Raw genomic sequence first — 14,244 nt, forward strand, 5'->3', positions numbered from 1 at the left:
TCTGGTTAGATTCCCTTTTCGTATATCGGTCGTTCGGCATAACCGACTAGAAAACATGTTCTGTCGGGGGGCAAGGGTCGGCTTGCCGATGCCACTTGCCCTTGCCCCCCGACAGGTTATGTTTTAGGTTATACTCGCCGAGTTACTGATAGACGATTAGGGAATCTTAGAAATTACACGGCTGTGAGAACTGATAAATCAAACACACTAGCCCTTCCTAAAAACGGGCCTGATTCAGACGCATGGTTTTGGCGTCTGAATCACTACGTCGGTTCTCTGACGTAGAAAAAAGAACGAAGCTTGACTTCGTTCTTTTCTTCTTTTAGGTGAGCGTATGCGAACTCAACCAATTTATTGGTGTTCTTCTGAAAGAAGAAAAGCATTTTAATGTTTTGTCAGATTAAATAACTACCAATTAATGTATGGATCATTTGTTACAATGTTATTTAATTCCATTGTAAAACGATTGGCAGGAATAATGTGAAGCCGATCAAATACTTCTTCTTTTTCTTTGCCATACTTTGCTAAAAAGTATTTCTTGTACCGACTCAATTCTTCATAAATATAGTTACTTGGTGTCACATAAAATAAATGTGCATCATAATTTTTTTCTAAGTCTTTAATGTATTTTGGAAATATCCCTTTAATGTATCGTCGCTTAGTTTTTGAAGATAACTCAATTTCAAAATACCAATTGATATCTCGTCCTTTTTCAGAGCGAAAACGAAATAAAAAGTCAGATACACTAAACGTTCTGCCTTTAAGCTCTTTATTAAAATCTTTTTTTTCGTAAGCTTGCTTACGTTCGGTTTGAACGACAATCAAATGCGGGTGATTCCCTACCAGCTCAAACAATTTAATGAGGTAGTCAGTCAATAATAAATGGTGGTTTAAATTGTATTCTGGTACTTTTGGAAAAGAATACGTGCCACCAATATTATTGTGACCTTGTTTGGTAAGGTAATAACAATACGTTTTGTTATCTGTTCCTGATTTAATCCGCCCGATTAATTCATTTCTAGTTAATTCGACCAATTTCCGCTGTAAAGTCGGATTAGAAATTTGAAACTCAAAATTTAGTAGTTTCAATAGCTGCTTGGCAGTCATAATTCGTAACTCGTGTAATAAACACAAAATGATAAACTCGGTGTTTTTAGAATTATACTTGCCAATGTAGTAGTGTTCCATGAGTAAGTGCAATGTGTTAGCTCCTTTCCTACTAGTATTTTTAGTTTGTGGTAAAAAATAAATAGTTTACGTGTGTGAGCGACAGCCCCAAGAACATTGGGGCGCAGGCGCAAGGGGTTGATTCCTCTCCTATGAACAGTAGGAGATTAGAGAGGTTAGAAGTTTCCTTCAAGATTGAAGGACGGAAGGTAGTTGAGTTCTGTGTGTGTTGTGTGTGGGGGACCCATTTTTCAAGCCCACACACAACACACATGCTCTTCTTCTCTTACACTCTTCTCCTTCTCTTCTTCTCTCACTATTATTAATTTTTTACTTCATCTGTTGTCATGCCCCTAGCCCTTGGTATTTATTTCGTAGTTGACTGGATTTTGACCATTTTCTCTCATAAGTAGGTTTTAACCTACGTTGAGAGAAAATGGTCAAAATCCAGTCAGGCGAAGAAATGCTTTTGTACCAAGGGCTAGGGGCATGACCTCCCCAATTTTCAATCTTAACTCAATCTCTACTTAATCTCTGTTCAATCTTGGTTCAATCTCAAAAATTGAATACTATTTTTTGTCTTTTTTAGTTCAACTTTCTGTCGCTTTTGGTTTTTTATTAATAAAAAACTAGGAACAGTTTTAATATTATGTTGAGAAAGTAGTTGTTTTAATTTTGTTTGATTTTTTTCTTTCGTTAGTTCTATTTTTTGTACTGGATAAGTTAACATGGTTTCATTTTCTGTCAAAAACTTATTCATTTTGTCACAGTCAGGACAACCTTCCTTTGAAAAATAAATGATTTTTGGTTGCTCTGTGTTCGCTAATGCAGTATCAAGATTAGTTTCTGTAAAAGTATTCATTTGCTTTCTTTTAGTACAAGAAGAAACGAAAACAAGACACAATAAAAGAAGAAAAATCATTACGATTTTCCTTCTTTTAAGATACTTTTCGGAGATAAACTTTCCGTATGGGTTCACGAGTGTTCGCTCCTTTACGATAAATTATAAACTCACCTGTGCGCAAGTCACGCAACATTTGACCTGTCACAATGAAGTTTTCGACACGTCTTTGTGTCCCTCTTTCTGCTTGCCAATCGGTACGATTGACGTCTGAATAACCACTTTGCTGTTCAATCATAGACGTTACTTCTACATCATTATATGTGCCAAAAAGTTTCAGCCAATAATCTATTTCAGTTGGTTCATTAGTCTGTCCAACAAAATAAGTGTTCAAGTTTCCGATTAATTGTTTACGAATAAGTGGATCAATTTTATCAATATCCGCTAGCGTTTGTGGTGAAAAGACAGCGTGTACTCCTGCACCTCTTGTCTTATTTGCAGTATCAATAAAATTATCTGTAAGATAAGAAGAAGGTTCATCAAAAAGTATCATAAACGGAAAATCTTCGGAAATTTCGTATCGTTCGGCGGCTAAGTAATTAATATCCGAAACAATAAATTGTGCCAGTGTCCGAATAAATTTGGTGTACACAAGCCCATTTAATGAGACATACATTACTTCACCATTACGCGTTGATTCCAACAAATCTAATTCATTTGTGTTACTTTCTGTATCAAATAAATGTCCTAGCTCACTATCCATTAGGATATTCATTTGTGTTTGCAGGTTTTCAGAAGTTGCATACAAATAAAACACATTTGACTTATGTTCATATCGAGTAAACAACTGATGGAATATCTCTAAACTATCTTGGCATAGATAATCTTTGTTGTGATTGAGAATACCGTAGTACTGTTCTAAGCTTATTTCAGACGGTTCTAACGTTACATATTGAACTTCTTCATGTGCCAATACCTCTTCTTCTACTTGCTGAATATCTTCATCTAATTGTTCTAAATCATCGTCCAATGCTTCTGTTTGTTCTTCCTTTTTTTTCTTTTTCTCTTTCTTTTTTGGTTTCTTTTTAGGCTCTGGTTCAACTTTAAAAGTAAACAAATCAGGATTTTCTTCTTCAATTTCTTTTGCAAATAAGTCTAAAACATTCCGCGGTAAAAGATACGTTGAAAAGTTTTGGAACGTTCTTTTAATATCGTAATTGTCCATCAAGTTAACCGTACCTACGATTAATAATTCACTCGCTCCTGAATAATAGACACTCTCTGTTTCAGCTAAACTAACTAACTTATCTTTAATCGAAGTTGCGCCACCGTATTTGATTGGATTGTAGGAAACGTCGCCAGTATCAGAAAAAGTTTTTACTTTTTTATCACGTAATGCAGCAATCTTTTGTGCAGCAACTAGTGTATCTTTTGCTCCTTTTCCGTCTAAAATTAAACAAGGGATATCAAATTTCGTGCAATGTTCGATTAAAATTTCTAATGCAGTCGTTTTCCCACTTCCTGTTGTACCAATAATACCCGCATGCTGATTAAACTCTTTGAGTGTCATAAAATAAGGCTTACCGTACTCGTCTTGCCCTAAGTAAATTGTATTTTTTAGCGCTTCTAGTGTTCGTATATCATTGGTTCGTTTGGCTTCTTCATAGATTGCGTTGTATTTGTCTGTTTCTTCTTTGCTAATCATGAATTTATTTTCTAAACGTCGTTTGTAGGCTTTAGAATTTTGTATTTCTAATCGCTTCACTTCTTTTGATTGAACCTTTCTTTTAACAGAAAAGGAACGAATCGTTAATAAGCAACTACTCATTGTAAGGCTTCCAAAAAGCAACGAAAGTATCGTTGTATGATTAAATACAAGCGTTGTTTTGATTAAATTAAATGGAAACAAAAGATACGCTGAAAAATACCCTCTAGGCATTACAACGACGAATAAAAAAGCATTTACACAAAACAATAAGAAACTTGTTAAACCGAATGTAAATGTGTTCCTTGGAATAAAACTTTTATAATCCATATCCTCAATGTGATCCATTTGATCTTTTTTGTCTAACCACTCAATCAAAAAAAATAATGGTAAGCCTACAACGACAAACGGATAAAAGATAAAAGCACCTATCGTCAAGATAAGTGCTAATTGTTGTCCTTTGGATCGTTCTTTAGGCTGGTTTAATTGCCGATTGTTAAATAATTGATTGAATGGACTGTTCGGGTTATTTTCATTAAACACGTCTACGTCTCACTCCTTTTGGTTGCTTTACTTCAAGTGTTTTTTTCATTTCTACAGTTCGTTTTGATTGTCTTCCTTTAGGTGATTGACTTTTTTGTCTTTGACTTTTTACAGGTACTTCTTGTCCTTGATTTTTTCTGTTTGGTACTTTTCTTACCGGAGTATTAACCTGGTTACTTCCAGTTTTTTTCCATTTCGCTTTTGGTTGAATAATTGGCTGTTGTTGGGAACGTGGTGTGAATTTTTTACCTGTTCTAGGTCTAGTGTTGATCGTTTGTTGTTTCACTTCACCTTTTGGCCGCTGAGTAGATTGACCTTCACGTCTTGGTGATCTTCCTGTGGAAGTAAGTCGTTGCTGTTCTTGTATTCTTCGTTCTGCACGTTGTTTCGAATGCTTTTTAATTCGCTGACGTTCTGGTTGTTCTCTCTTATGCTTCATGTCTTGATAACGACTTTCTTCATGTGCCTTTTGGAACTTCTGCCCTAGAATAGTGTTGTTTGTTGTACCCTCTTGATTCTCTTTTGAAGGCATTTCTCGACGTAAAGAACTAAACCGTTTTTCTGCACGTTGTCTTCTTGCTTCTTGTTTTTCTTGTTTCTGTGCTTCTTTGATACTTGGGTCTTTTTCTTTTCTTGTTCGTCGCATTGCACCAATATCTTTTGGTTGTTCTGGCTGTTTTTCGTTTTGTTCTTGAGCATTCTCTGATTTTGGATTAGAAGAACGGTCTTCATTTCTACGGTTAGAGAATTTAGATTCCGAACTCTTCGGCTGTTTAGTATCTTCTCCGCTTTTTCCGTCTTTTTCTTTTCGTTCCTCTTCTTCTTTTTTCCGTTTCTTCGCTTGTTCTTTGAGGTCTTTTCGTCGTTCTTTCGCTAGTTTCGCTTGTTCTTTACTTGCTCGGTTCATTCGATTTGCGGTACGTATCGGATGACGAACAACAGCGTTTAAGTCTGAAGCTTTCAGCGTTCCTGTCAACATTTTCCCAATGATTGAACGGAAGAAATACAACCCTATTGGTGTAATGAGATAGATACAAATAGTGATTATCTTCTCGTAGGGATTATTTATTTCAGAAGCCATACTGTAGCCAAAACTCATGTAGCTTGCAACAAACATCATCGCAAAAGAGACCACTGCTTTTAAGCCTATTACTGTAATAAACCCTTTGGCACTATTTTTGAATACATTAATCCCTGTGTTAAACATTCCTAATAACAGTACCACAGGAACTAATGGGAATAACAACCAGCGTAAAAGAACTAAAATCAGACGTAAAATACACAATACAAAATAAATAACCATCTGAATAATGTTTAAAACAAGATAGAAAATCCCTTGTCCAACTAAACTGAAATTGTTCTTGTATGAAATAACTTTGTTTTTTAGTTTATCTGATTCATACTGAACTGTTTTTTCGTGAATTTCTTGATTGTTTTTTGTATCTCCATCATTATCTAATAAAACACCGATCCTATCGTATTCACTTCCACTAATTTCTACTTTTTTCTCTCGTATTTTCTTTTCATTTGACGTACCATAGTTAAAAATCAAGTACGGTTCATAAATACTTGTCCGAAAAACTTTTGCTTTAATTAGATCGCTTGCACTTTTTAATGACTGCTCGCTATTCTTATTCGTCGTATCTATCTTTGTTTCTTCACTAAACGTTGGATTAACCGTTACGAACGTTGATTCAACTTTGTTATCAATATCCACTACGTAGGAAGAAATAGACTCATTCCTTGTGCTACTGGAAAAACAAACAAGTGTAGTAAAAATACCAATTGTCGTTAAAAAGACAAAAAAGGCACTACGTACTTTTTGTTCCGCAATGTATTTGAATACCATTATTAATGTTACTGCTATGATCCCTATTGAACTAGCAATAGACAACATACCTGAAGCCATGCTTGCGGTTATGTTTAAAATAGGCTGCTTAATTTTAGTATCTAAATCAAAACTAAAAAGCATACCCACCATTGCAGTATTAAAACGTCCAGTATTCGCAATACCTGCCCATATAAATTCCTTTAAGCCACCCGACAAGTTTTGAATAGAGGCTTTTAAACCTGTCAAACTTGTGGCTTCTTTTGTCATGAGCTGAAAAGAATTATCTTTGTATCGGCTGTAAAGCTCCGTATCACTTGCTGGGGGCGTTTTGTCATTAATAGAAACATTTGTATCTTCTTTCTTTTTATCTTCAGTTACCACCTGATTTGGCATAGTATCATCCATATTTTCAGCCTGAACATTCATTGAAAAGGAAAGGCTAATCATCGTTAGAAGCAAAGAAAAAAACACGACTACTCTTTTTTTCATATTAGAAAACCTCCCCTTGCTCCATTTGTAACGCCAACTGTATGTCTGCTGAATCTTTTTCAGTAGAAGAAATAGCCGTTAGCCATGAATCGAACATCACATCGATAGCAATTGCTTGATTGCGTCCTAAATGGTCTTGGAATAAGCAAGTTCCTGACACTAGATTGTTGATTAATTTGAGATTGCTCTTGTTATCTAGCATGTCGAAAAAATGAAGAATTTTCCTTTGTGCTTCTTCTTGCTTTGGTTTAAACGCAAATTTGTACGAGATCAATTCTTTTTTATCTTCACTGTCGTAATCCATGAAAGCTTGTGTCACAAGGTAAATATCGGTCATGTTGGCACGTCCTTTACGCAAACTATCTTCAATCAGAAATTGCCCCTGAGAGGTTTTTTCCATTGCACCTGCTTCATCATAGATAATCGCTGCATCCTCTGTTTTATCCGTTGAAAAAATGTAAGTCATTTTCATAATAACTTCCATAATGGCGCTACTAGCGATTTGTTCATCATTTAGCCGGTCGGCCATGAGTTCATTTTCACTAGGTAAGTTTAACCCTTGAATTCCTAACACGTTGATTTGGTTGTCAAATTTGATAGCTTTTGATTGATCGTTTCCAATTAACACTTTTGATAGACCAATGTTGAATCCTTTAATCAGGCTTGCTAATTCTTCGTCTTCTTTTTCAATACAAGCTATTACTCGTGTCAAATTCTTAAAGCCGGTACCATCAATTACAGTCATTACAGCTTTGTTTATAATGGTTTTCTTTTTACTGTAAGTCTCTTGATTTTTTTGAATTTGTCCTAAACTTTCTAATACCCTACGTGCCATAATAATGGCTTGTTCTCTTGGTAAAAAGATTAAGGGGTCTAAAATTCCTCGATATTTTTCATCGTCTGAAAGAGAAATAAAGTTAATCCGGTTATACATTTCTCTAAAATGAGAAATGTGTCCGTATTTTTCTAGGGCTTTTTCAAAAAAGACTTTCGTTTCATTTTTTGGATCAACGTATAAAATCTTTTGTCCTAAAAAGGTCAACCATAAAAAGATATTTTTTACTAAAACTGATTTACCCATACCTGGTGGACCAGTAATAAGAGTGTTACCGTTTGTGTGCATAGCTCCCTCTATAGCTTTTTTGGTTAAGTTTGGATAAAACCACACAATGTTGGTGCTATACTTTAAAGCATCTTGTACCGTTCTAAACTTTTGGGAAGTAATGACACGCCCTAAAGGCATTCCATAGGCATTTCCCACTCGCTTGTTTAAGTTCAAACCTAGATCAGCAATATATCCAGTGGTAACGACCTTCTCAAAGGATTTGAACGCATACTTACTACCTATCAAAGTTTGATTGAATTGTGTTAATTGGTCGGCTATTGACCGATAAATTTTGTATTTCGTTCCATCTAAGACAAATTCTAAATCTTTTATACGCTCCTCTAATTCGTCTAAAGAGGTTGCACTTAATACGAAACAAGCAGTCATTCGACACAATCGCCGTGTTTTTTCTTTCAAATCATTGTTTAATTCCCGCAATCGTTCTTCACCAAAAAGCAGTACTTCATCATCATCTAAGATTGCGTCGCTCATATCCATATCTTTATTTTGTTCCAGGATACGTTTTCGCATTTTATATAATTTGGCGGTATCTTTTTTTTCGTGTTCAAATCGTATACGTATCTGTGTTTCAATAGGAAAACTGACACTATCTTGTACACTCTGAACAATGGCGCTGCCTAAAACACTTGGTGGCAAACCAATTAGATTAATAAACGATACATAGTGTGTTTTGTCCAGTTGTTCAATGGTTAAATAGCCATTTTCATTTGTCACAATGCCTTCTGTTAATTCCTCTTGAAATAGCTGTCTGTTTGGGTGTTGATCGTTTGCTCTATGAAACTGATAATAAGTAATTCGTTCAAAGTCTTGTTCTGTTAAACGACGAATTTTTTTGTAGTTTAACAAATTACCGAAAACTTGCTTTTCTTTCTGAATGTAATAAGACAGTAACGTTTGAACGTTACTGTCTTGACCTGCAATATTACGAAATGTTTGTCCGAGTAATTGTTTAAATAAAGAAAGGTATTCTACTGGATTTACTACTTGTACAGCAGTGGTTATCTTTACAAACAAATACGTATCATATTTATTGATTTGAATTTCATCTTGAAGAATTTCTCCTGCTTCTTCAAAGTAAATATCCCCTAGATCTTTGAACTTCCCTTTCACGAGATTTTCTTTTGTTTTTTGTATGTGTTCCTTAATGCCAAAACGAGTAGGTATGTTCATAAACTGGTACTCTAATTTGTCGTCTTCTAACAAACCTTTTCCATCTTCAATATAATCTCTAAAAAAAGAAAGATCATTTAACGGATAATTCTCTTGTCCAATGTGATACCCTACCCAAATATCATTATCATTCGTTAGTGGATTCTTAGTGTAGGAAAAATAAAAATTTCCTACGTAATTTTCCACCGGATAAATGACTGCTTTTGCTTTTGAGTTTTTTAGCACAAATTATCGTCTCCTTCCTTTTTTACGTTGATACATTACTTGTTCTTTGTAAAAAACAGTTTTGTGTCCATGTTCCACTCGTAATTTCTGTGTTTTTAGAAACTTTAACCGTCCTGATAAAAAACTGAAAAAGTTTTTATTATCATATTTCAAAGAGAATAAAAACCATACTAGAATACCGATGAAAAAGAGAATGATCAAATATGCATTAGTGAAAAGTGACTGCAGAAACGTAATTTTTTTAACAAAGGCGATAATCGCCATGATTCCGAAAATAGAGACAATTGTACAAAACATGACAATGGAACTCAATTTTATTCCATCTTTTGCATATGGGATTGCTTTTCCATTAGGCAAGGTGTAAATTTTATGTTTTTGATTAAATTCTTGTGAATAATCGTATTCCATCAGAAACACCTCGTAATACTGGATTCATTGGATAAATCATTCCTAGCTTCAAAATGTGGTCGACTAACCATTCGCCGATTTCTTTTCCTTTGATTAAAGCAACTAAAAGAGCAATAATAGCAATTGCTCCTGCCACTTTCGCAATTGCACTCCCTACCCCTTGTGATACATAACCAATTACTGCTACAGCTACTGCAACAATAACTAAAATCCATACTGCTTGTTGTAACATCCCTTTTGCCATATCTTCAAAACTAAAAGGAACAGCCTCTCCTAGAAATGCCCCTTTAAAATTACTACCAATACTTAACAAAATCTGTTTTGCTTCCATCATTTTCTATTCCTCCATTGCATTAAATTTTTCAACAAAATAACTGTCTTTGTTGACTTTTAGTTGTAGGCTAAACGGCGAACTTAATTGACTTGTTCCATTGATAAAGGAAAATTCGCCTTGAACAGAATAGGTTTCCTTTCCTACCTTCACAAGATTGTTCATCGTGAAACCGTTAAATTTCCCTGTTCCTAATCCTGAAACATTGGAAATAAGACTTAATCGCTCATCATTTGACACATACATTTCAAAATAAGATTGTAAGAAAGCTTGAATACTTTCCTCTTCTTTTGACGAAACCTCTTCGCCTTTCTGATAAAAATTCCCTTCCTCGTAATAGTCAGTCGCTTCTTTTTGCGGTTTCTTCAATGTGGTAATAATTGGTTTGTTGATTAATTGAAACTGTTTTTTCTTGTAAGACACAACCAATTCAACATTCACATTGTATGGCTTTTCTTTTTCTGTGTATCCAACAGCATATAGTAACGAATATTTCTTGTTTCCTAATGCCTTTGATTGGATAAACGCTATTTGTTTGACTTCTCTAAATGTGTTGCTTTGAGAAAACAGCAACGTATCACTACTTAGGTTTTTTGCTAAATAGGGTTGAATGTTTTCTTTTCTTTTTTGTTGTGCTTGTTCGCCTGTTTCAAAAGAAAAGAGTAAGTTAAGTAGTTGCTCACCCTGGTAAACAATAGAATCTACCTGACTGGTTTCTTCTTGAACTTTTAAAGCAATTTCTTCCGTGTTTACCGCTTTAGTATGCGCTACTTTGGTTATTTCCCCTAAACGGCTATTCACCATCAGCAAGACAACGGCCATTGCGAAAAATAATGAAAAAAAGAAGAAAGTTAGGTAATTTCCTAACTTTCTTTGCTCAAATCGTAAATCTCTTGTATTTTCAGTTGGTTTTTCTTTTTTCTTTCGCTTTTTTTGTTTCTTCGGCTTCTCGGTGGGCTTTTGTTGCGAAAGGGCATCAAAATTAATCGTTGGACTTTTCTTGGTCATGAATAAGTCCAAATCTTTCTACTAAGTTTTTAGGAACGGTGGTTGCGATCACAACTTCGTCCACAATTAATCCTGCCCCTTCTAAAAACATGCGAGCTTTTGCATACGCCTGTTTATTTGCGCCCACCTTGGCGTTAATATCATCATAAAATAATTTTGAGCCTACAGTATACCGCTTATTTAGAATTTGCCACATAACGAATAATTGAATTTTTTCATGTGTCTTGTAATTTGCTGAAACAGAACTAATCTTTTTCATGCTCATTCTTGATGGTTCTTGTGGTTTGTTGGTGTATTGTTCCATAATTTCCTCCTAAAGTACATTTATTCTGTAATTTGTATTCCTCTAATAGCTTTTACATAGTACTGGCCCTCATGCTGTATCACAGTGACTACTACGTCTTGCTTGTTTTCTGCTGTCCCTGTAAAGTTTCCTTCTGCGTCCAATTCGTCAAAATAGTTACTTACGCGGCAAATAACGTCACTTCCACTGTATTCTGGCTGATTTACATACAAATCTGCACTTATAAACTCACTTCGCATGAATCCTGCCATATTGTTAGCCTTGACTTGTTGTTCCAGGTCTTTTTTTCGTTGATCTCTTACTGAAGGTAATAAATACTCTTTGTAACTGTCAAAATTACTGCCGAACTTTTCATACGTGTAGTATTCTTTTAAAAAGTTATCGACTAATTGATTAATGGCTAAAAAATTTTCCATTTTACGAATGTCTTGATTGGAATACTTCTTGTCAAAAGAGGAATTCTCTTGTTTTGATTTTTCTACTTTTTTGACAGTTTCTGTGGTAATCTCCGACTTACTTTCTTTTGTTTTTTCTTTATTTCCACATGAAGAAAGAACAAGAATACTTGCACAAACGAAACACCAGCAATAGAATTTTTTTCTTTTCACTGATACACACTTCCTTTTATTTTTTTACACTCCCTACATATTTCAAGAGTTTTGCTGTTTGACTATCGATAATCCGATAAGAAATCGTTTGATCATTAACTACATTTGATTCTGAAACAAGAATACTTCCGTCAGAATGGACATACTCGACAAACGCAACATGGCCATATGTGGGGTCTGCATTTGCAATACCTGCAGGAAACGAAACGGCACTTCCCAATCTTGGATAACTAGTTACTGGATAACCTTTCATAGTCCCTGAAATCCCCCATTGTCCTCCATTGCCCATGTAATCGTCCATTTGCCCACCTAATTGTCTAATACGATTATAAGCGTACCATGTACATTGTCCGACTGGATAACTACCTGACGTGTTGTAATTCACCTTATTATAAGGTGGGTAAGGAAGTTTATCTTTGTACTCATTGGGAATTTCCATTAATATTACGCCGACCTGTGTTGGATTGACAGTTGGCAATTGACTTGGATTTTCACAAGAACTTACTCCTGAAGAAAGGCCTCCTAATTGTTCAATGAAGTTGTTAATATTTATAACCCAAAAATTGTTTAAACCAGTAGGATCATTTAATGCACCTGATGGCGCATAGGCTGTTTGCAGTTTTTCTACGGTACTTAACCCACGTTCATTGACTAGGTTATTTAACGTTTTTCCAGTTAGTTCTAATCCTTCTTCTAAGCTTCCAAAATGAATCAATCCTTCACTTGTCATTTGTCCACTTGGATTATTGTAGTTGACCACAGCATCTGATTTTCCCCATCCTGTTTCTTGAATACAAATAGCAATCATCAAAACTGGATCGACATGATATTTTGCAGCTACTCGCTCGAATACCTCTCTTTTTCCTGCAAATACACCTGCTTTTTCGAGGAATTTATCTACTTTTCCTGTGTCATAACTTCCTGTAATGTTACACCCTGTTTCATTGTTAATTTGTTGGCTATCTACCGTCATAAATATAATTAAGCCAATAAAACCAAAAACAATAAAAAGCGGTCCACAGGTTACTACTAACCATGCAATAACTTTCTTTTTCATACAGTTACTCTTCTACAGAAGATTCTTTTTCTTGTAACTGTTGGAAAGCAAGCTGCAAGCTATTGAAACAATTATCCACTTGTTCTTGAGACAAATTCTCTTCTTGTAAAAGAGCTTGGGCTTCTGTAACTATCGTATCTAAAGCTTGTAAGCTCTCTTCTGTGTAAATACTACGATCAATCGATTCAATAGTAGTTAACAACTCTTTAATTTTTGAAGTATCCGCTTTTTTCTGTAATTGATCCATTGCTTGCTGCAATTCTTCAAGTAATCGTTCGTTGTTTTCTTTCGTAATATCATTTGCAAAAATGTATGCTTGCACTTCAGAAACTTTTTCGTTAAATACGGTTACCGTGGCTTCTGTGTAAACCGTTGTGTCAATAGTTAATGCTTGATCTAATAATCTTTGTAGGTAAACCAGACTTAAATTCGGTTCTTCTTTTTCTTTTAACCCATCAATTGCAGTTTGTAATTGTTGTTTTGCTTCGTCTACTTGTTCTTGACTAACTTCAGGATTTTCAAGAATTTTTTTAGCATTAGATTTGGCTGTTTCAAAAGGTTCGACACTTTCTTCTGTGAAAATGTCTGTCTTGATTAGCAAGCTAAGCGAATAAGCCGCCTGTAAACCTTGTTTATTTCCTTTTAACACTAAATTATCAATTGCTGCTTGAAGACGCGCCACTTGATTATTTACGGCTTCTTGTGTGCTTGTGTGTTCTTCCAACATCCGCTGAGACACAAGCAATTCAAGCTTGAATTGCTCGATACTAGAAGATAGATACAAAGATAGATCAAGTCCTGATGCTTGTTCTGTAAGAGTTGATAGAACAGAAAAATCTGTCTCAGCAACAGGCGGTGGTGTCGGTTCTGGATCAGGTGTTGGGTCTGGTGTTGGTGTTGGGTTTGGCTCTGGTTCTGGTGTCGGATTTGGCGTTGGTTTCGGTTCTGGCTTCACCGGATTTTCTTTACCTTTATCATTACCGTTATCATTTTTTTCTGGTGTTTCAGGTAATTGTGGTCTAATTGGATTGACTAGATTCAATATATTGTCGTCTGTTGGTACTTTTGCAGGTTTTGCTTCTTGCTGCTCTTTTTTTACTTGATTGTTCAGCATTTCAAATGCTTGTTGTTTTTCTTGAGCTAAATCGTTGAGTGTTTCAGATTGAAAAGCTGCCAAATTACTATCTTCTGTCTCCTTTTTCACCGTCTTCTTAATACTTCCAGCTTCCTTCTTTTCCTGTTTCTTTGGAAAAAAAGAATTATTAGAATCTTTTTTGGGAATCTTGTTTTCACTTTTTTCTTCAATAGTTGTTTGAGGTTGCACCTTGTTATTGTTGTACGCACTGTATCCTATCCCTCCGGCAAGAATAACAGCACAAATAGAAATACTGGCAATGACTTCTTTCTTAATGCTAATTTTTTTCATTTTGA

At 35.1% G+C, this 14,244-nt stretch carries 12 protein-coding genes; all 12 read right to left on the bottom strand.

Translation table 11 applies throughout. The annotated features are described in order from the left end of the window. Nucleotides 1-408: 408 nt before the first annotated feature. The 12 genes from IGM04_RS13630 to IGM04_RS13685 all read right to left on the bottom strand — a co-directional run bounded on the left by IGM04_RS13630 (nt 409) and on the right by IGM04_RS13685 (nt 14,239). Nucleotides 409-1,200, bottom strand: a complete 792-nt coding sequence (locus IGM04_RS13630; RefSeq protein WP_256924935.1) for a replication-relaxation family protein — start codon at nt 1,198-1,200, stop codon at nt 409-411. A 505-nt stretch (nt 1,201-1,705) separates the two neighbouring features. Beyond that, complete coding sequence (locus tag IGM04_RS13635) at nt 1,706-2,029, bottom strand: thioredoxin family protein (protein ID WP_438792740.1); 324 nt, start codon at nt 2,027-2,029, stop codon at nt 1,706-1,708. A 76-nt stretch (nt 2,030-2,105) separates the two neighbouring features. Then, nucleotides 2,106-4,256: a helicase HerA-like domain-containing protein gene (locus IGM04_RS13640; protein ID WP_086318260.1), complete on the bottom strand. Its 2,151-nt coding sequence runs from the start codon at nt 4,254-4,256 to the stop codon at nt 2,106-2,108. Beyond that, nucleotides 4,249-6,576 (bottom strand): CD3337/EF1877 family mobilome membrane protein, encoded by a 2,328-nt coding sequence (locus IGM04_RS13645; RefSeq protein WP_086318259.1) that lies wholly within the window; start codon nt 6,574-6,576, stop codon nt 4,249-4,251. Before IGM04_RS13645 ends, IGM04_RS13640 begins: the two co-directional genes overlap by 8 nt. A 1-nt stretch (nt 6,577) precedes the next feature. Beyond that, complete coding sequence (locus IGM04_RS13650; protein WP_179189173.1) at nt 6,578-9,097, bottom strand: ATP-binding protein; 2,520 nt, start codon at nt 9,095-9,097, stop codon at nt 6,578-6,580. A 3-nt stretch (nt 9,098-9,100) separates the two neighbouring features. Then, nucleotides 9,101-9,505: a TcpE family conjugal transfer membrane protein gene (locus IGM04_RS13655; protein WP_086318258.1), complete on the bottom strand. Its 405-nt coding sequence runs from the start codon at nt 9,503-9,505 to the stop codon at nt 9,101-9,103. Further along, entirely contained in the window at nt 9,477-9,839 is a 363-nt protein-coding gene (locus IGM04_RS13660; protein WP_086318257.1) for a hypothetical protein, read from the bottom strand. Before IGM04_RS13660 ends, IGM04_RS13655 begins: the two co-directional genes overlap by 29 nt. Nucleotides 9,840-9,842: 3 nt before the next feature. After that, nucleotides 9,843-10,844, bottom strand: a complete 1,002-nt coding sequence (locus tag IGM04_RS13665; protein ID WP_086318256.1) for a conjugal transfer protein — start codon at nt 10,842-10,844, stop codon at nt 9,843-9,845. Next, complete coding sequence (locus tag IGM04_RS13670; protein ID WP_050589361.1) at nt 10,819-11,148, bottom strand: hypothetical protein; 330 nt, start codon at nt 11,146-11,148, stop codon at nt 10,819-10,821. The genes IGM04_RS13665 and IGM04_RS13670 overlap by 26 nt, the downstream gene beginning before the upstream one ends. 20 nt (nt 11,149-11,168) lie before the next feature. After that, nucleotides 11,169-11,756 carry a hypothetical protein gene (locus IGM04_RS13675; RefSeq protein WP_033782463.1) on the bottom strand — a complete coding sequence of 196 codons (588 nt, stop codon included), beginning with the start codon at nt 11,754-11,756 and terminating at the stop codon, nt 11,169-11,171. Nucleotides 11,757-11,772: 16 nt separating this feature from the next. Next, the gene (locus tag IGM04_RS13680) at nt 11,773-12,813 is read right to left on the bottom strand and encodes a CHAP domain-containing protein (RefSeq protein WP_050589360.1); all 1,041 of its coding nucleotides are present in this window, start codon (nt 12,811-12,813) and stop codon (nt 11,773-11,775) included. A gap of 4 nt (nt 12,814-12,817) precedes the next feature. After that, nucleotides 12,818-14,239: an FIVAR domain-containing protein gene (locus tag IGM04_RS13685; protein ID WP_179189172.1), complete on the bottom strand. Its 1,422-nt coding sequence runs from the start codon at nt 14,237-14,239 to the stop codon at nt 12,818-12,820. Nucleotides 14,240-14,244: the final 5 nt, after the last annotated feature.

It is taken from the genome of Enterococcus sp. DIV2385, assembly GCF_051711925.1.
GTDB lineage: Bacteria > Bacillota > Bacilli > Lactobacillales > Enterococcaceae > Enterococcus > Enterococcus faecalis.

Coding starts and splice junctions, on each gene's coding strand:
- IGM04_RS13670 (WP_050589361.1), bottom strand. CDS start 11,148: ATGGAACAATACACCAACAAACCACAAGAACCATCAAGAATGAGCATG.
- IGM04_RS13655 (WP_086318258.1), bottom strand. CDS start 9,505: ATGGAATACGATTATTCACAAGAATTTAATCAAAAACATAAAATTTAC.
- IGM04_RS13680 (WP_050589360.1), bottom strand. CDS start 12,813: ATGAAAAAGAAAGTTATTGCATGGTTAGTAGTAACCTGTGGACCGCTT.
- IGM04_RS13645 (WP_086318259.1), bottom strand. CDS start 6,576: ATGAAAAAAAGAGTAGTCGTGTTTTTTTCTTTGCTTCTAACGATGATT.
- IGM04_RS13685 (WP_179189172.1), bottom strand. CDS start 14,239: ATGAAAAAAATTAGCATTAAGAAAGAAGTCATTGCCAGTATTTCTATT.
- IGM04_RS13660 (WP_086318257.1), bottom strand. CDS start 9,839: ATGATGGAAGCAAAACAGATTTTGTTAAGTATTGGTAGTAATTTTAAA.
- IGM04_RS13635 (WP_438792740.1), bottom strand. CDS start 2,029: ATGAATACTTTTACAGAAACTAATCTTGATACTGCATTAGCGAACACA.
- IGM04_RS13665 (WP_086318256.1), bottom strand. CDS start 10,844: ATGACCAAGAAAAGTCCAACGATTAATTTTGATGCCCTTTCGCAACAA.